Genomic DNA, 16,308 nt, shown 5'->3' with positions numbered 1-16,308 from the left:
TTCTCTCTACTTCCAATTGTCTCAACAGCATCCAGCATTACCTCGTTCAACCAAATCTCATATTCTTGCTTGTCTGGCACGGTCTCAAATGGCGGGTCAACTTCAATCCGTTCACCGTTGACCACCACGAAATCCTCACCAATCTCCTCTATAGTATACATCATTCTTGCCTCCTTGTCAAATGCTTCGGGCAGGTTTCTAGAGGAAAAGTCAGTTATCCGGTACTGTTTCATCCTCCCCACTGGGAAGGTCATGGGACTAGTGTTCGTGCGGTACGCCGGGAATTCCTACCTGGGGATCCGGATTTCTCCTTGCTAGAGGGCTATGCGGGAAGCAAACACAACTGCCCGGCATCTCCTGTACTGGTAGGACCCCCAGGCTGATAGGACGCCCTGTGCCGGGGCTAGCACATATGGGACCGTTTTCCATGCAGGGGTTGGACTACGAAACAGCCTTGGGGCCGCAAGCCTGACCCCCGGACCATTCTTTTGAATCCCGGGGTAGACGTCCTAAGCCCGAGGTACAAGAGCACAAGGTTTCTGACCCCATGTGATTTGCCCTGGTGGTCGAGGCGATGGGTGGAAAGAGGGACGGGCTTTAAGTAAAAGGGTCCACAGAGTTGCCGGTCAGGCTTGTCGAGCGCATGTCCAAGGATCTAGGCATTCCAGGGCTTAGAGACACTGCGGTTCTGGAGCAAGACCTTGCACGCCCTGTTCCCTATCTATCCAGTCCATCCATCATGCCCAGACCCGGGTCGTAAAGGTTCTCCGCCTCCGTCTCGGTACGTCTCGCCGTTAGGCGGAGGAACCCAAGGAATCGCCCCTGGTCCTTTTCCAGCGCTTCGGCATCTGAGGGGAAGATGCCCTTCCCTGCCGCCTCAACAGCCAGCTCGAAGTCTCGCCAGTGACGCCAGCCGTCAGGCTGTGCGTCGACCACAGTATCGGCCAGCATTGGACAGCGTTCCCACAACTTACGCCAGAACCCTGCGGTCTTGAAACTCCGGCAAGAGCTCTCCCAGAAGACCTTGCCGTTGGCCTGAGGTTGAGTCAGGTGCTCAGGCGGTGGGTCTCCTATGTGCTGCATGCACCCGGGAACGACTACCCCGACCGATCCGCCCTGCCGGATGAAGCGCGAGAGATAGTCCAGGTACAGCTCATCGGTCCCAAAGTAGTGGTAGGCGTCAATGCAGACCACCGCATCGAAGAACCCTTTGGCAAACGGCAGGCTGTGCCCCTCGGCCCTCATGGGACACACCAAGTCTGAAACCCCAGCCTCGACGATTCGCCGCCAGTTGTTGTCTGGGTTCATCCAGAGGTCGGCAGCCCAGACGTGTACTCCGAACTCCCGCGCCAGAAAGATGCTGGTCATTGCCTTTCCGCATCCCAAGTCCAGCACCCTCATGCCCGCCTCGAACGGCAGCGTTTGGCATAACCACTCTAGTAACCACAGCGCATTCGGTCCCATTTGGTTTTCGAGTATCCAATCCGGGTGGTACTTGCTGGATCTGGGAAACTCGGGCTTCTTGAGCATTGAAGTCCAGTTGATCATAGACTGGGTCATCCTCCCGGTGTGTCGTTGCCTGGAGGTCTCCGGCCAGTAGCGGAGACACTGAGGGTGATTCCTGCGAGCGGGAGACTGTGGCCTCCATTCTACCATAGCATATAGTGCGCAAGCCAGAGAGCCATGCAGTATGCCATGACGTTGAAGCGACGACCAGCGCCGGGCCAACCGGCATGTTCTGGCTCGCCCTGCACCCTTCCATCTTGCACACGTAGCAGTGGTTGCCTGAGAGGGCCGAGGCTTTGCCGGTCCTAGGGTGCTTGGGAGATGGGGGTGCCGGCCTCGGCCAGGGATATGATGTCCCCGGGCTGAAGGCCTTCAAGGAGAAAGTGGGACGGGTCGGTGCTCACCACCGCCATGAGCCTGCCCTGCCGGTGATCCAGTGGTTCCACCAGGAGCACCATGGGGCCCCTCCGGAACTCCAGGAAGGAACGCTCATCCCTGGATCCCATCACTACCTCCAGGGGCAGGGGTGTGTAGAGGATCACTCTGGCGCCTCCTCCATGGGCGGCTGGGGGGAAGGCTCCTTCCGGTAAACCAGGCCCTCCAGGTGCTTCAGGGCCGCGTCCAGCCCACCGATGGCATCGATGAGGCCCTCCCGGACCGCGTCCTCCCCTACCAGCACCGTGCCGATGTCCCGGGCGAGTTCACCAGTGCGGAACATGAGTTCACGGTAGCGTTCCTCGCTGATCTGCGAGTGATCCACCACGAACCTTACCACCCGGTCCTGCATCTTGTCGAGGTACTCGTAGGTCTGGGGCACTCCAATCACGTAGCCTGTCAGCCTGATGGGGTGAATGGTCATTGTGGCTGTGGGCGCTATGAAGGAGTGGTCGGCAGCCACGGCCACGGGCACCCCGATGCTATGACCGCCCCCTAGCACGAGGGAGACCACGGGCTTTGACAGGCTGGCTACCACCTCCGCAATGGCCAGCCCGGCCTCGACGTCTCCCCCGACGGTGTTCAGGACCACCAGGAGGCCATCCACATCAGGGCTTTGCTCAATGGCCACCAGCTGGGGAATGACATGTTCATAGCGGGTGGTCTTGTTCTGGGAGGGCAAGAAGAGGTGACCCTCCACCTGCCCTATTACGGTAAGGCAGTGAATGCGGCTCTTTGACGAAACCACACCAGTGGAGCCCATCTTCTCGATGGACTCCAGGGTTGAGTCCCGCCCCTCCCTGCCTGGCCTAAGGGTCCTGGTCCTCCGCTTTTGACTTAGTTCTGATCCCAATGAAAAGCCTCCCCTCCCACAGTAGTATTGAATGGCCAAGGGGAGAAAATACGCTGGAGGTGTGCAGGGACAAATACGCTGCATACCCGGAGGGAAATATGGGTGGAGGGCCCCCGGCGCGCGCCTTGCCTTACGGGAGGAATAGGACGTACCCAGTACTGCCCATGAAGCAGATTCTCATGCCCGGAAACCCCACACCATGAGTGCCAGCCCGGTAGGAGAGATAACCCGCATAGACCAGCAACAGCGCAGCACCTTCACAGCGGCCAAGCCTCTGCCTGGTCCTGCCAAAGAAACCAGGAAAGAGGACTGCCAGCGTAACAGGCAGATCCACCCCCAACGTATTGGCGCTGACGGGGAAAGCCCCTTATCGCGCTATCCCGCCCAGGTGAGACTGAGGATGCGGGTGCCCAGTGTGTTGTCCACAGATAGCGCCTGGTGTCCGTTGTACAGGATACCATATCAGGAACAGTGGTACCCAAGGCCATCATGGTGAGACCCACGAAGATCTAGGGGACCCCCAGGGTGGCCAGGCGGACCCCCGTGGCCACAAGGATCCGGCTTCCGGCACCCACCACCAGGCCGCCCAGGACGAAGAAGCCCATGCGCACCAGTCCGCCCTTCGCTTGCTGGTGCGGAATGCCGGGCCTCTCTCTCCTTCGGCCGCCACAGCGGAAGGACCAGGTATACCGCGCACAAGCCCAGAAAGAGAACCCCCTCGAGCCGGGAGATGGTGCCGTCCAGCGCTAAGATGAGGACCAGGCAGCCACAGACAACCATGAAGAAGCCTTCATGGCGGAAGATGCGCTGATCCGGCAGCAGCTCCTCATGAGAACCCTGCCACCCAGGATGATACCGCCGTTTCCCAGGACCGAGCCCACTGTATTTCCCGTTGCCAAGCCGCTGTGCCCGGTATAGGCAGCATGAGGAAATCGAGTCTCCAGCAAAGTAGTGCTGATGCTGACTATAGTGGCGCGATGACCACCAAGAGACACCGGTGCTTCTTGCTAGGTGGCTGGCACCGTCAGCAAAGCAGCCAGCACCCTTGATGGTGACTGCGGCCCCAGCTGCGAAGAGCCGCAGGTCCATAAGAAGCATGGTGAGCCACCTTTCCAAGCTCGTGCTGGCTCTTATAGGTCCCGGGCGCTGCCATTACAAAGGAGGGGAGGATGAGGCCCCTCCCCTCCTGATCTGGCCGGGAGGCTATAGCACAATAGCAGCCACAAGAGTCGCCACGAAGAGGCCCACGAGCACAGGTACCACGTTCTTCCTGAGAACATCCATGACAGGTACACCGCATATGCCTGCGACGGCCACCAGGGTGCTCCAGGCAACCAAGGTGCCGCCTCCACACCACACAGCGCCTATCTGTCCAACCGCACCCAAGGTGGAAGCGGCCTGGGCAGAACCGCCTGCCAGGGAGCCCGCCAGGCCGCCCACCAGGGGCAGCCCGGAAAAGCCTGAACCGTCCAGGCCCGTAATTATCCCGACAATAAGGAGTCCAAACTTAGCGAAGACTCCCGTGGCAGGTATGTACTGGGACACCATCTCGCCGATGTCAAAGAGGAAGCCCGGCGCCGTATCCCCCAGTACCCTTACCACCGTGTCTGGCCCTCCAAGGAAGAAGAAGCCCGCGATGGGGATGATGGGCCCCATGACCCTGAAGGCGAAGGTGAGACCCTCACCCAGATACTCAGATATCTCATCAAGGCCGCTAGCCTTGTGGGTCATCAATGAACCCACCACCAGGATGACTACAGCAGTGCCACCCAGCAATGCAGTGGCATCACCCCCAAGGATGTTAAACCCAATCATTCCCAGGATGGCCAGGATCATCAGCGCTGGAGTGAGCCTGGACAGGAACACCGCCGTGCCTCGCATGTGGGGTGCTGTGAGGGCACTGTCCCGCACAACATAGGAATCACCTACCAGGGCGGCGACCCCCACCTCTTGCACCTGCTGGGCAAAGGTTCTTATCTCGTTGCGGGAAAGGTAGTAGGCAAGGGGGATAGCCACTGCCCCAGTAATCAGGGTCAGGATCCCTCCCTTTACCACTACCAGGCCTACGTCCACCCCGGCGGCGGAGGCAGTTAGGCCGGGTGCGCCCTGGATTATCAAGTCACCAGCCAGCGCCATGCCCTGGCCCGCCAGGGCGACCGCCACGGCTCCCATCACAGGCGGGAGTCCCACGGCCACCGCGGCAGGCACAAGGAGCCCACCCACCAGCGGGACTGAGGGTGTCGGCCAGAAGAACATGGAAATGACAAAGGTGGCCAAAACCAGTACTATGTAACTCACCAGCGGGGAAACCATCAGGCGCTTCAAAGGCGCCACCATCAGGCTGTCGGCTCCTGAGGCCTGCATGGCTTTGAGCATGGCTACCATTACGGAAATGATGAGGAAGATGCCGAAGAGCTCTGTTGCCGCCACAAGCATTGCTGTGAAGAGCGCCTGGACCGAGGCTACGAAGTTTCCGGTAAAGGCCAGTGCCACCAGGAAGGTGAAGACCGTGCAGGGAATGACCACGTTGCGCCTGAAACCCATGACTACGAGAACCACAACCACGCCCAGCACGTACAACCAATGTGCTGCTGTCATCAGGGTCCCCCTCCTGTTCTAAGGCTTCTCTCAACCCGGATCCTGTAAGGCCCCTTAAACCAGGCCACCACCTCCCCTTCCCAAGGGCACGCATCGCTCATCATTGATGAGGGGGTTCGCCGCAGGTGTCGGAATTCCTGCAAACCATTGAAGGTTTTGTCGCCTTATGCCTTCTGCTTCCTGGAACTTGGCCCCAGGGCCAGTGCTTGTCCCTGCGGGGCAAGGCACAAAGACCGGAAACCTGTGCGCTTAGGTTGCTTGGGCGCAAGGGATCCGGGTCCCTCAAGGAGAAACCTGTCCCGGTGTGAAGAGAATGGAGGGACAGGAATGAAGGTGTTTCACTTCACTGAGGTTACACAGGAAGAGGTGACGGACCCCGAGGCCAAGGGGGTAAGGCTCCGGTGGCTTATCAACGACAAGACCGGGGCGCCTACCTTCGCCATGCGCCTTTTCGACGTAGAGCCCGGGGGGTGCACCCCCTACCACGAACACTGGTTCGAGCAGGAGATGTACATCCTGGAGGGCACCGGGCGAGTGGTCGGCGAGAATGGGGCCACGGAGATCGGGCCAGGCACGGTCCTCTGGGTAGCACCATATGACTGGCATAAGGTTGAGAACTCTGGGGCTGCAACCCTCAGGTTCATCTGCTGCATCCCCCTGAACAGGCCGGCCACTTGAAAGGCCCAGTACCCAAGGGGGCTCCCCGGGCCCACCAGGGGGGCCCCCGGACTACCCTTGGGACGCCTTCCTGAGGCGGTAGTCGCTAACCTTCCGGGATGGACAGGTATCCCTTAGGGGGCAATAGTCGCAGGAGCGCCCCTCCCCCTTCTTGACCACACCATGGCCCAGGCCCACAACTACGGAGGCCGACTTCTTCGGGATCATCAGGAAACTGGGGGTAAGCGTGACGCCTATCTGCTGGGCGTCCAGGAGATCAAACACCGTCTTCTGCTGCTTGAGCGACCAGTCAATCTGCCCAGGGCTCGCCGGCACACTAGCATCCACCCCTAGGCTTTCGGCCTCTTCCTTGATGGCATCGTAGACCTTGAGCCCGGTGTTGCTCAAGAGCACGGTGCCAATGCTATCCAGGAGAGCCCCATCAAGGAGATGACCCTGTTTCATGAGCTCGTCAGCCCGGTCCTCCAAGCGCTTCCCCAGGGTGTAGATGCACACCGCCAAGCTGCCGGCAGTGCCAGAGAACTTCACCAGCAACGCGCTTTCGAAGTAGGTATTCTCATCAAGGTACATCCGCCTCTTCTCCCTCTTGAGAACAGGGAAGACCTCAAAGAGCCCGGCGGGCTCCGCCAGCTCCATGGCTAAAGACAGCATCCGGGCTGTAGCCTCTTGCACACGGGGACTGGGCTCCTTTCCTAGTTGGCCTCCAAGGTGGAGGATGAGTTCATTCTGATCAAAGGGCAGTTCGATGTTCCTGATCAGCCTCAATTCGATCCCTCCCCTGATGGGCCTAGGCCTTGACCTCCATGACTATGGGAAGTATCATGGGTCTCCTGCCCGTCTTCTCAAAGAGAAAGCGTCCCAGGGCCTCCTTGATCCCCGCCTTCAGCGGGTTCCATTCAAGCCCCCCGTTCCTCTCGCACTCGCTCACCACCGCGAGGATCTTGGTCTTGGCCTCCTCCATCAGCTCCTCAGATTCCCTGACATACACAAAACCCCGGGAGATGATGTCTGGACCCGCCACAATTGCCTTCTCCTTCATGTTCATGGCCACCCCAACGATGAGGATCCCCTCCTGGGCCAGGGTCTTCCTGTCCTTCAGGACGATGTTGCCGACGTCGCCCACTCCCAACCCGTCCACCAGGACCTTGCCCGCGGATACGGTACCCGTACACTGTGCCCTGTTGGAGCTCAGGCGGAAGAGCCACCCGTTCTCCCCCAGGAGAATATTCTCCCTCTGGACGCCCAGGGCCCCTGCTATCTGGGTGTGCTTGACAAGGTGGCGGTACTCCCCGTGCACCGGCATGAAGAACTTCGGTCGTACCAGGTTCAGCATGAGCTTGAGCTCCTCCTGGCTGGCATGACCGGAGACGTGGACACGGGTGTCATGCTCGTATATGACCTCGGCCCCCTGGCGGAAGAGGTTATCTATTGTGCGGGTTACCAGCTTCTCGTTGCCCGGCACTGGTGTGGAGGCCAGTATCACCCTGTCCCCGGGGAGGATCTCCACCCGCTTGTGCTCCCCCACGGCAATGCGCGCCAGGGCGCTCATGGGTTCACCCTGGCTTCCGGTGGTCAGGATCACCGAGCGGTCAGGGGCCAAGCCGTTTACCTCCTCCAGGGGCACCAGGATTCCCCTGGGGTCTTTGAGGTATCCCAGCTCCAGTGCAACCTCCACCACGTTTTCCATGCTGCGGCCCACCACGGCGACCTTCCGCCGGTGAGCCACGGCAGAGTTGATGACCTGCTGGATCCTGGGGACGTTGCTGGCGAAGCTGGTTACCAGGATCCGCCCCTTGGAGGCCCCGAAGATCTCATCAAAGGTCTCACCAACCACCCTCTCTGAGGAGGTGAAGCCAGGCCTGTCCGCGTTAGTGCTATCCGAAAATAGGAGCAATACCCCCTGGTCACCGAACTCAGCTAGCTTGTGGTAGTCGCTTACCTCACCGTCAACGGGGGTCTGGTCAAACTTGAAGTCACCCGTGTGGACCAGAAGACCCATGGGTGTGTGTATGCCCAAGCCGACACAATCGCCGGCGCTGTGGTTCACCCTAAAGGGCTCCACCTTGAAGCAGCCAATCTTCACCACCTGGCGGGGCCAGATCTCCGTGGTTTTCGCCCTCGTATCCAGCCCGAATTCCGCCAGCTTTCGCTTCACCATGCCTAGGGTAAGCCGGGTACCACAGATGGGGACATTCAGGTCCCTTAGGATGTATGGGAGGGCACCTACATGATCCTCATGACCGTGGGTGAGCACTATGGCCTTTACCATGTGCCGGTTGTCCATGAGGTAACTGGTATCGGGAATGACCAGATCTATTCCCAGCATCTCCTCCTCCGGGAAGGCCAGCCCCGCATCTACGACCAGGATCTCCTCACCGTATCTCACGGCCATCATGTTCTTGCCTATCTCTCCCAGGCCGCCCAGGGCTACTACCTGCAAAGGCTTCAACAATACCACCTCGTACCTAGTTTAGAATCCACGCTATTTTCAATCATAGCAAAAAAGGTGCCCCAAGCCAAGCGGCAGCCAGGCAACACGTGGTACCTGCCCCAAAGGCGAGACACCTATAGGAAATCCAAGGGGACATAAGCCCCTACAGTACACCAGCCTTGAGCATGGCGCCGCGGATGGTCTCCCGCTGTTCGCCGCTGGCTGCGGTCAGGGGCAGCCTCACTCCCCCGGCCCTGAACCCGGCAATCTCTAGGGCTGCCTTGACGGGTATGGGATTAGTGGTGATGAAGAGCGCCTTAAAGAGGGGAAAGAGCCTCAAGTGGCGCTCCCGGGCCTGGGCTACTCTACCTGCCTGGTAGTCCTGGATCATAGCCTTTATCTCGAGGCCAGCCACGTGGGAGGCAACGCTCACCACGCCGGATGCCCCCACCGCAAGCATGGGCAGGGTGAGGCTGTCATCCCCGCTATAAAGGGTAAAGGTTTCCGGCATCCCCTGCGCTATCTCAGAGGCCTGGTCCAGGCTGCCCGCCGCCTCCTTCAGGGCAATGATGTTGGGTATCTCCGAAACCTTCTGGACCGTCTCTGGGGTCATATTCACCCCTGTGCGCCCGGGCACGTTATATAGCATGATAGGGAGCCCCGTGCTCTCTGCCACTGCCTTGAAGTGGCTAACTAGCGCTCCCTGAGGAGGCTTGTTGTAGTAGGGCGTGACCAGCATGAGACCATGCGCCCCTGCCCTTTCCGCCATCTTGCTCAGCTCCACCGAATCCCTGGTGCAGTTGGTGCCCGTCCCCGCTACCACCCTCAAGCTATGCCCCACCACCTCCAGCACAGCATCAAGGAGCCTGGAGCGTTCCTCCCGGCTTAGTGTGGGGGATTCACCGGTAGTACCCCCCACAACGATGGCATCGCTGCCCTCCCGGGCCAGTTTCTCCGCAAGGGCCCCGGCCTTCTTGTAGTTGACTTCCCCATCTTCATTGAAGGGTGTTACCATGGCCGTCAGGAGACTTCCGAAGGCCACCTCTCTCACACCTCCCGCTTTCCCAGGCCGAACTTGGCATGGAGCGCCTGGACCGCCACCTCGGCGTCGCCCTCTCTCACCAGGCAGGATATTGTTACATGAGAGTCGGCAGTCTGAAGTATCTCAACGCCTGCATACCCCAGGGCCTCCACCACCGCTGCCATGACCCCGGGGATGCCCCGCATCCCATAGCCCACCACAGACACCTTGGTGAGTCTCCGGTCAATCTTGGCTTGGTAGCCCTGGTCCTTCAGCACACGGGCAGCCCGCTCCGCCAGGTCGTCCCTGATTATGAAGGCCCTCAGGGCACCGGTAACGTTGATCATATCCACGCTGATCCCCGCGTCGGCCAGGTGCCGGAAGAAACCCAGGTCACCTGGGGCACCCTCCTGGGCCTCCCCTGTCATTGCCACCTGGGCGACACCCATGATGTGAGTGACACCGGTCACCGGCATCACCTGCCGGGCATCAGGCCAGGCCTGGGTTCCCTCAACAGAATAGGTGACCAGGGTCCCCGGAGTCTCCGTGAAGGTGCACTTGATCCTGAGAGGTACTCGCCTCTGCATAGCGATCTCCACGGCCCTGGGGTGGATCACCTTCGCCCCTTCGTGAGCCATCTGGCATATCTCATCGTAGGCCAGCACCTCGATGGTCCTGGCGTCTGGAACGAGCCTTGGGTCCGCTGTCTTAATGCCGTCCACATCAGTGTAGATCTCCACCAGTTCCGCATCAAGCGCCGCCCCCAGCGCCGTGGCGGTTATGTCGGAGCCGCCTCTTCCCAAGGTTGTCACGTCCCCGGATTCCGCCAAGCCCTGAAAGCCGGCGACTATCACTGTGGTACCATCCCTCAGCCACCGGAGGATCAGGGATGGCTCCACCCGGATTATCCTGGCATCGGTGTAGACGCCGTCCGTGATGATCCCCGCCTGGCCCCCTGTGAGCACCCGGGGCGCCAGCCCCTTGTCCCTCAAGGTTGCCGCCATCACCACAGAGGAAATGATCTCCCCGCAGGAGACCAGGAGATCCGTTTCCCTGGGGTCCATCTCGCTAGATATCTCCCTGACGATGCCTAGGAGGGTATCGGTAGCATACGGGTCTCCTGCCCTTCCCATAGCAGAGACCACAACTACGGGACTGTATCCCTCGCCGATGGCGGCGAGAATCCTGGAGGCCGACATTTCCCTTCGCTCGGGGCTGGACAGCGATGTCCCTCCGAACTTCTGTACAATAATCCTCATTGTTCTTCCCTCTCCCTAGAACAATCCCTTAGTCAAAAGCGCTTCGGCGATCTGTACCGCGTTGGTGGCCGCACCCTTCCTCAGATTGTCCGAGACCACCCAGAAGTGCAGTGCGTTATCCTGGAACAGGTCTTGGCGGATCCTTCCCACGAACACCTCATCCTTCCCCGCGGCCTCCACCGGCATTGGGTAGATGCCGCTGGCGGGGTCGTCAAGGACCACAATAGACTTGGAACCTGAGAGTACTCGCCGGGCCTCCGCTGGGCCAAGGGGCCTGGCCGTCTCCACCAGCACCGACTCGGAGTGGCTCACTGCCACCGGCACTCGAACGCAGGTAGCGGCAATGGGCAAGCCAGGCAGTCCCAGGATCTTCTGTGTCTCCTTCACCATCTTCATCTCTTCTCCCGAATACCCCTGGGGGTCAAAGCTGTCGATGTGAGGTAGCAGGTTAAAGGCGATCTGGTGGGGGTACACCAAAGGGCTGGGCGTCATGCCGTCCAGGACCTGCCTGCTTTGGATAACCAGTTCGTCCACGGCATCCTTGCCGGTACCCGATACCGACTGGAAGGTAGTCACCACAACTCTCGTCAGGGTCGCAGCATCATGCAGAGGCTTCAGCGCCACCACCATCTGGATGGTGGAACAGTTCGGGCTGGCTATGATCCCCCTGTGGTTCATCATGGCCTCGGGGTTTACCTCGGGTACCACCAGGGGGACCGCCGGGTCCATCCTGAAGGCATTGGACTTGTCGACGACCACTGCTCCGGCCTTCACAGCCTCAGGGGCAAGGCTCCTGGAAATGCCTGTTCCCGCGCAAAAGAAGGCGAGGTCCACCCCGCGGAAGGCCTCTGGCCTAGCCTCGATCACAGGGACCTGGGACCCCTGGAAGCACACAGACTGCCCCACGGAACGATGGCTCGCCATGGCTACCAGCTCACGGACGCCCAGCCTCTTGTCCATGAGAACCTCCAGCACCTTGCCACCGACAAGCCCGGTGACACCCACAATAGCCACTTTGCCTAGCATGTTCGGCCCCCCTCCGGTCTCTTCTCCCCTGATCATCTTATGGTATGACCCCTGTCACTGTCCCTGTAATTGCAGAGCGCGGGCCGCCTGCCGGCGCCCCGCGCTCTGTCTTTACGGGTTCTAGTGGGTTTCCACTTCCACCGCGCCGTTACGCCGGAATATCTCCGCCGCCTCATCCACCTTTTCCTCCCTGGCCTTCACCAGCGCCAGGATCTTGCCTTCCTTCACCTCACGCTCCAGCTGGCGCCCCTTCTCCTCGGGTATGCCGAAGTCCAGGAGACCGCCGGCTACTCCCCCAGTCACCGCCCCTGACAGTGCCGCGGCGATAGGACCCGCCGCGACTATGGGGCCAACGCCCGGTATGGCCAGGGCACCGGCTCCGGCCAGGAGCCCTGCCAGGCCTCCAATGGCTCCCCCTGCAGTAACGCCGCCGGAGACGTCTTCCACCCCGGACTGACCCCTGCGACCGCGCTCTTGCCCGCCTCCCTTGTTGCGACCCTTGGCGACAATGTTGATCTCGTTGTCCCTAAAGCCCTTGTCTCTAAGCTCAGAAACTGCCCTTTCAGCCTGTTCCTCTGAGCGGAATACACCAACTACGCTACGATCCAATGATGTAGTCACCTCCCAGTTCTTCTCATCCTAGTGTTTCCCCCTGGGAGATGCCTATTCAGTGTCTCCTGAGCCCGCCCGAGGCTGACCTGGGGCTCGGGTTGAGTGAAGGGAAGCACCACTGCGACCAACATGGAGATGGCCGCGAGCGGGTTGAACCTGAGACCCATCCACAGTACCCGGTCAGGAACCTCCACGGCAAGAAAAGAGGTTACCGCTGTCAGCGCGATGTATACTCCCCCGGCCACCGCTATGAGTTCCATGATGGCCGCGGATATAATGGAGGGTTTCGTCTCCATGGGCAGGTCTGCCAGGAGTGCTCTCACCCGTGCCCTCCGGCGTACCGAGAGCACACACAGCACCACCAGTACCAGAGCCAGGAACACCTTAACGACCACTTGCCCACCCCCGTCTTGAGTCCTCCCAGGGACACATTATGACGAGGGGAAAAGCCTTATGCGCACCTTCCGGGTTATCAGGATTCGTAACCTGCCCTATCGGACAGCCCCTGTTGCCTGAGGAAGTTCTCCCGGTTCTTGGCCACGTAGGCCTTGTGAAGCCCGGGAGCGTCAAGCCCTACCTTCAGGCAGAGGCTCACGTAGAAGTGCAGTATATCCGCGAGCTCCTCATGAATGGCCTCCACATCAACGGGCTTGGCGTTCTTCCACCACTTGAAGTTCACTTCATCCAGGAGCTCCGCCATCTCGGAGACCAAGGCAAGGATCCCTTTCTGCACCCACGTGCTCATATCATAGTCCAAGTTCCTTCTCCTGGCTAGATCCTGGTCAAACCTGGATTGCAGATAGAAGATCTCATCAAGCTTGTCCATGCTATCCCCCCGTCCCCTCTATGGGTCCGAGTATAGCCAGGGCCTCATGCTCAGGCGAAAGCACCTCGGCAGCCACGCGGTTGACGTCTTCCAGGCTTACCGCCTCGACCCGCGAGGCAGATTCCTCGGTGGTCACCACCCTGCCCAGGAGCAGTTTGGTCTTCCCGATCCTTCCCATCCTGGAGGATGTGCTCTCCAGGCTGAGCATCAGGCCGCCAATTACCTGGGCCTTGGCCCGGCGGAGCTCCCGGGGGGTAATCCCCTCACGTCTCATAGACGATATCTCCTGGGTGATGAGTTCCCTCACCTCATGCCAGCGTCCGGGACTCGAGCCGGCGTACGCCAGGAAGGTGCCCCCATCCGAGTAGTGGCTGGCACTGGAGTAGATAGAGTAGACGAGTCCCAGATCCTCCCTGACCCTCTGGAACAGCCGGGAGCTGGCGCTGCCGCCCATGATCTCCCCCAGGAGAAGCAGCGGGTATACATCAGGGTGCTCCATGGGAACCGTGGGAAACCCCATGCAGATGTGGACCTGTTCCGTATCCCTGTAGCACTGGGTCTGGCATGAAGCCGCCGCGGGGGGGCAGAACTCCCACGGGCTCGTCACCCTGCCCTTTCCTCCCAGGATGCGGCTGGTCTCTGCCAGGACCTCCCCGTGATCCAGGCGTCCCACCGCCGAGAGCACCATCCTGCCGGGCGTGTAGTGCCTGTGGAAGAAGTCCAGGAGAGTGTCCCGTCCCAGGCCAAGCAGGGTCTCCGGCTCGCCCAAGACGGGGCGGCCCAAGGGGTGGCTCGGCCAGAGGGCACTGTAGAACAGGTCGTGAACCACTCCCTCTGGGTTATCCTCGTAGGTGGCGATCTCCTCCATTACCACCTGCCTTTCCCTGTCTATGTCTACAGGGTCGAACAGGGGTTCCAGGAGCATCTCCCCCATGAGCTCCAGCGTGGATTTGAAGTGCTCCCGGGGGACCTTGGCGTAGAGGCAGGTGTGCTCCTTGGCTGTGAAGGCGTTCATATAGCCCCCTAGGAGGTCGATCTCCTCGGAGATCTCCTTGGCGCTCTTTTTCCTGGTGCCCTTGAAGAGGAGGTGCTCTATGAAGTGACTGGCTCCAGCCTCCCCGGGGCCCTCATGCCGGGAACCCGTCCTCATCCACAGACCCACGGACACCGTGCGCACGTAGGGCACATCCTGGCTGAGGACCCAAAGACCATTGTCAAGGGGCGTCTCTTGGACCACCGAAGAACCTGTGTCGTGGCTTTCGATCAACTCATCTACCTCCGCTTTGCCGTCGAGTCCCCGGGCGCCTGGCCCAGGATGCAGGCCCGAAGGTTTCGCCCGGTCACCTCCAGCATGAATACTACAGGGTAAGGACCCGGGTTTTGTATCTTCAGGTCCTTGTAGCCCCGGGCAACGGCGGCATCACGGCCCTCGGGCACGTACCCTACACGCTGGGTATGCGGGTGTCGCTCCCTGACGGTCAACCCTGCCTGCAGGGCGGCGTTGTAGAGGGTGGATGACACCTGGCACACTCCTCCCCCCGGGCCCATCACTAGCTCGTCCTCCAGCATGACCGGGGCCGAGAGAAAGCCCCTCTCGAGTGTGGCTGGCCCCAGGGCCTCGTTAAAGGAGAACACCTCCCCGGGCAAGACCAGGGTATGACCAAGAATGGACGCAGCCAGGGCCACGTTCCTTGCCCTCTCCTCAGAGCCTCCCACCCACGTGGAAAACTCCGCTATGACTTGAGATATCGCCTCCAAGTCCGCCCGCGTCCAGCGCGGTTTGACAGGCCTCACCACAGCGGTTACCGCCTGGGACTCCCTGGCAGCAATGACTTGTTCAAGCGTTGCAGGGATATCCAGGATTCGCCCGGGTCTCTCCGGGAGGATCTCGCCGGTCCCCTGGCGGATCGTGGCGTCCACCGGGTCCTGATCCCTCAGCCGTGCCCAGCGGCCCAGAACCCCCTGTACCTCCGGGGCAAGATAGCCCGAAACCAGGGCACCCTCCAGGCGCACGCCAGGATGCACGCCGCAAAGCAACCGGTCCACGTGCTCCCGGGCCCCGGCTGGCCATGGAGCCCTGGTTAGCCACAGGAACACAACCCCCGTCGCCAAGAGGCGGAGATACGGCCTCAACGGGATACCCTCCCCGAGTCTCCTAGTTGAGGATATTCTCCGCCCCGTTCCTGCTATGCTCTCTTTCTCAAGCGCCCTAACACATCAAGGTCCTTCCTGTAGTCATCCATGGTCTTCACCGGGGTCTCCAGTATGCAGGGAAGCCCCTGGAGTTCGGGCCTCTTGAGCATGGCTCCAAACCCCTCCAAACCGATCTTTCCCTCTCCGATATGGCGGTGCCTGTCCACCCTGGAACCCCGGGACCCGGCACAGTCGTTGCAGTGGATGCAGCTGAGCCTATCCAGGCCCACCTCCAGGTCGAACTCCTCAAGGAGAGCCTCCCACCCTTCATGGCTTGAAACCTCGTAGCCTGCGGCGAAGGCATGACAGGTGTCCAGGCAGACGCGGAGCTCCGAGCCCCGGGCAGCGAGTTCCATGACCCGCCCTATGTGCGAGAACCTGTAGCCCGCCTCCCTCCCCTGTCCTGCGGTGTTCTCCAGGCACAACTGGGCCCTGGAGCCCGCCGCGTCCATCACAGCGTCCAAGGATTGGGCGATGATCCTGAGGCCCTCCTCCAGGGAGGATTCGTACCTGCCAACGTGGACCACCACCAGGGAGGCTCCCAGGAGGTCCGCCCTCGCCAAGTCCAGGGCCGTGACTTCCTGGCTGTAACCCCGTTTCCCAGGGTCCTCCGCAGCCAAGTTCACCAGGTAGGGGGTGTGAATGATGAGAGGCCGCACTCCAGCCTCTTTGAGGATGGCCTGTGCCGCCTCCGCCTCTTGGGAGGAGATCTCCCGGGGCTTTCCCCCTCTTGGGCTCCTAGAGAACACCTGCACTGCCTCGAGGTTCAGGCGGGACGCCTCCCTGGCCATCCCCTCGAAGCCCTTGGCTATGCTCACGTGCGCCCCCAGTCTCACGTCACGCATCCCTCGCATTGGGGCAGGATGAGCC

17 protein-coding genes are annotated in these 16,308 nt (G+C 60.7%); 1 reads left to right on the top strand and 16 read right to left on the bottom strand.

The genetic code is table 11. The annotated features are described in order from the left end of the window. The 5 genes from AB1576_06095 to AB1576_06075 all read right to left on the bottom strand — a co-directional run. The coding region (locus AB1576_06095; protein MEW6081337.1) for a hypothetical protein at positions 1 to 233 on the bottom strand (233 nt) is incomplete at its 3' end. Between the two features lie 484 nt (positions 234 to 717). Then, positions 718 to 1,548: a methyltransferase domain-containing protein gene (locus AB1576_06090; GenBank protein ID MEW6081336.1), complete on the bottom strand. Its 831-nt coding sequence runs from the start codon at positions 1,546 to 1,548 to the stop codon at positions 718 to 720. A 263-nt stretch (positions 1,549 to 1,811) separates the two neighbouring features. Beyond that, positions 1,812 to 2,048 (bottom strand): YlzJ-like family protein, encoded by a 237-nt coding sequence (locus AB1576_06085; GenBank protein ID MEW6081335.1) that lies wholly within the window; start codon positions 2,046 to 2,048, stop codon positions 1,812 to 1,814. Continuing rightward, the gene (locus AB1576_06080; protein MEW6081334.1) at positions 2,045 to 2,722 is read right to left on the bottom strand and encodes an ATP-dependent Clp protease proteolytic subunit; all 678 of its coding nucleotides are present in this window, start codon (positions 2,720 to 2,722) and stop codon (positions 2,045 to 2,047) included. Before AB1576_06080 ends, AB1576_06085 begins: the two co-directional genes overlap by 4 nt. Positions 2,723 to 3,997: 1,275 nt before the next feature. Then, the gene (locus AB1576_06075) at positions 3,998 to 5,392 is read right to left on the bottom strand and encodes a hypothetical protein (protein ID MEW6081333.1); all 1,395 of its coding nucleotides are present in this window, start codon (positions 5,390 to 5,392) and stop codon (positions 3,998 to 4,000) included. 327 nt (positions 5,393 to 5,719) lie between these two features. On the opposite strand from AB1576_06075, the gene AB1576_06070 reads away from it, so the two are divergent. Then, positions 5,720 to 6,070 (top strand): cupin domain-containing protein, encoded by a 351-nt coding sequence (locus AB1576_06070; protein MEW6081332.1) that lies wholly within the window; start codon positions 5,720 to 5,722, stop codon positions 6,068 to 6,070. A 51-nt stretch (positions 6,071 to 6,121) separates the two neighbouring features. Here the strand turns inward: AB1576_06070 and AB1576_06065 are convergent, their stop codons facing one another. The 11 genes from AB1576_06065 to AB1576_06015 form a co-directional block, all read right to left on the bottom strand. Beyond that, the gene (locus AB1576_06065; protein ID MEW6081331.1) at positions 6,122 to 6,835 is read right to left on the bottom strand and encodes a hypothetical protein; all 714 of its coding nucleotides are present in this window, start codon (positions 6,833 to 6,835) and stop codon (positions 6,122 to 6,124) included. Positions 6,836 to 6,857: 22 nt separating this feature from the next. Continuing rightward, the gene (locus AB1576_06060; GenBank protein ID MEW6081330.1) at positions 6,858 to 8,528 is read right to left on the bottom strand and encodes a ribonuclease J; all 1,671 of its coding nucleotides are present in this window, start codon (positions 8,526 to 8,528) and stop codon (positions 6,858 to 6,860) included. A gap of 136 nt (positions 8,529 to 8,664) precedes the next feature. Next, positions 8,665 to 9,552: a 4-hydroxy-tetrahydrodipicolinate synthase gene (gene dapA / locus AB1576_06055; GenBank protein MEW6081329.1), complete on the bottom strand. Its 888-nt coding sequence runs from the start codon at positions 9,550 to 9,552 to the stop codon at positions 8,665 to 8,667. Then, positions 9,549 to 10,781 (bottom strand): aspartate kinase, encoded by a 1,233-nt coding sequence (dapG, locus tag AB1576_06050; GenBank protein MEW6081328.1) that lies wholly within the window; start codon positions 10,779 to 10,781, stop codon positions 9,549 to 9,551. The genes dapA and dapG overlap by 4 nt, the downstream gene beginning before the upstream one ends. 15 nt (positions 10,782 to 10,796) lie before the next feature. After that, positions 10,797 to 11,807: an aspartate-semialdehyde dehydrogenase gene (locus AB1576_06045; GenBank protein ID MEW6081327.1), complete on the bottom strand. Its 1,011-nt coding sequence runs from the start codon at positions 11,805 to 11,807 to the stop codon at positions 10,797 to 10,799. Positions 11,808 to 11,927: 120 nt separating this feature from the next. Then, positions 11,928 to 12,416: a general stress protein gene (locus AB1576_06040; GenBank protein MEW6081326.1), complete on the bottom strand. Its 489-nt coding sequence runs from the start codon at positions 12,414 to 12,416 to the stop codon at positions 11,928 to 11,930. Between the two features lie 8 nt (positions 12,417 to 12,424). After that, positions 12,425 to 12,814 carry a hypothetical protein gene (locus AB1576_06035; protein ID MEW6081325.1) on the bottom strand — a complete coding sequence of 130 codons (390 nt, stop codon included), beginning with the start codon at positions 12,812 to 12,814 and terminating at the stop codon, positions 12,425 to 12,427. Between the two features lie 77 nt (positions 12,815 to 12,891). Continuing rightward, on the bottom strand, positions 12,892 to 13,245 hold the full coding sequence (locus AB1576_06030) for a dUTPase (protein ID MEW6081324.1): 354 nt from the start codon (positions 13,243 to 13,245) through the stop codon (positions 12,892 to 12,894). Position 13,246: 1 nt separating this feature from the next. Continuing rightward, complete coding sequence (locus AB1576_06025; protein ID MEW6081323.1) at positions 13,247 to 14,512, bottom strand: pitrilysin family protein; 1,266 nt, start codon at positions 14,510 to 14,512, stop codon at positions 13,247 to 13,249. A gap of 5 nt (positions 14,513 to 14,517) precedes the next feature. Beyond that, complete coding sequence (locus AB1576_06020) at positions 14,518 to 15,378, bottom strand: VanW family protein (GenBank protein ID MEW6081322.1); 861 nt, start codon at positions 15,376 to 15,378, stop codon at positions 14,518 to 14,520. 53 nt (positions 15,379 to 15,431) lie between these two features. After that, complete coding sequence (locus AB1576_06015) at positions 15,432 to 16,274, bottom strand: deoxyribonuclease IV (protein ID MEW6081321.1); 843 nt, start codon at positions 16,272 to 16,274, stop codon at positions 15,432 to 15,434. Between the last annotated feature and the right edge of the window lie 34 nt (positions 16,275 to 16,308).

This window comes from Bacillota bacterium, from assembly GCA_040754315.1.
Taxonomy (GTDB): Bacteria; Bacillota; Sulfobacillia; order DUSP01; family JBFMCS01; genus JBFMCS01.
This window is presented reverse-complemented; position numbering and strand designations above follow the sequence as displayed.

What these genes read in the sequence shown, in the direction of transcription:
- AB1576_06045 (MEW6081327.1), bottom strand. Translation starts at nt 11,807, where the DNA reads ATGCTAGGCAAAGTGGCTATTGTGGGTGTCACCGGGCTTGTCGGTGGC.
- AB1576_06075 (MEW6081333.1), bottom strand. Translation starts at nt 5,392, where the DNA reads ATGACAGCAGCACATTGGTTGTACGTGCTGGGCGTGGTTGTGGTTCTC.
- AB1576_06070 (MEW6081332.1), top strand. Translation starts at nt 5,720, where the DNA reads ATGAAGGTGTTTCACTTCACTGAGGTTACACAGGAAGAGGTGACGGAC.
- AB1576_06090 (MEW6081336.1), bottom strand. Translation starts at nt 1,548, where the DNA reads ATGATCAACTGGACTTCAATGCTCAAGAAGCCCGAGTTTCCCAGATCC.
- AB1576_06030 (MEW6081324.1), bottom strand. Translation starts at nt 13,245, where the DNA reads ATGGACAAGCTTGATGAGATCTTCTATCTGCAATCCAGGTTTGACCAG.
- dapG (MEW6081328.1), bottom strand. Translation starts at nt 10,781, where the DNA reads ATGAGGATTATTGTACAGAAGTTCGGAGGGACATCGCTGTCCAGCCCC.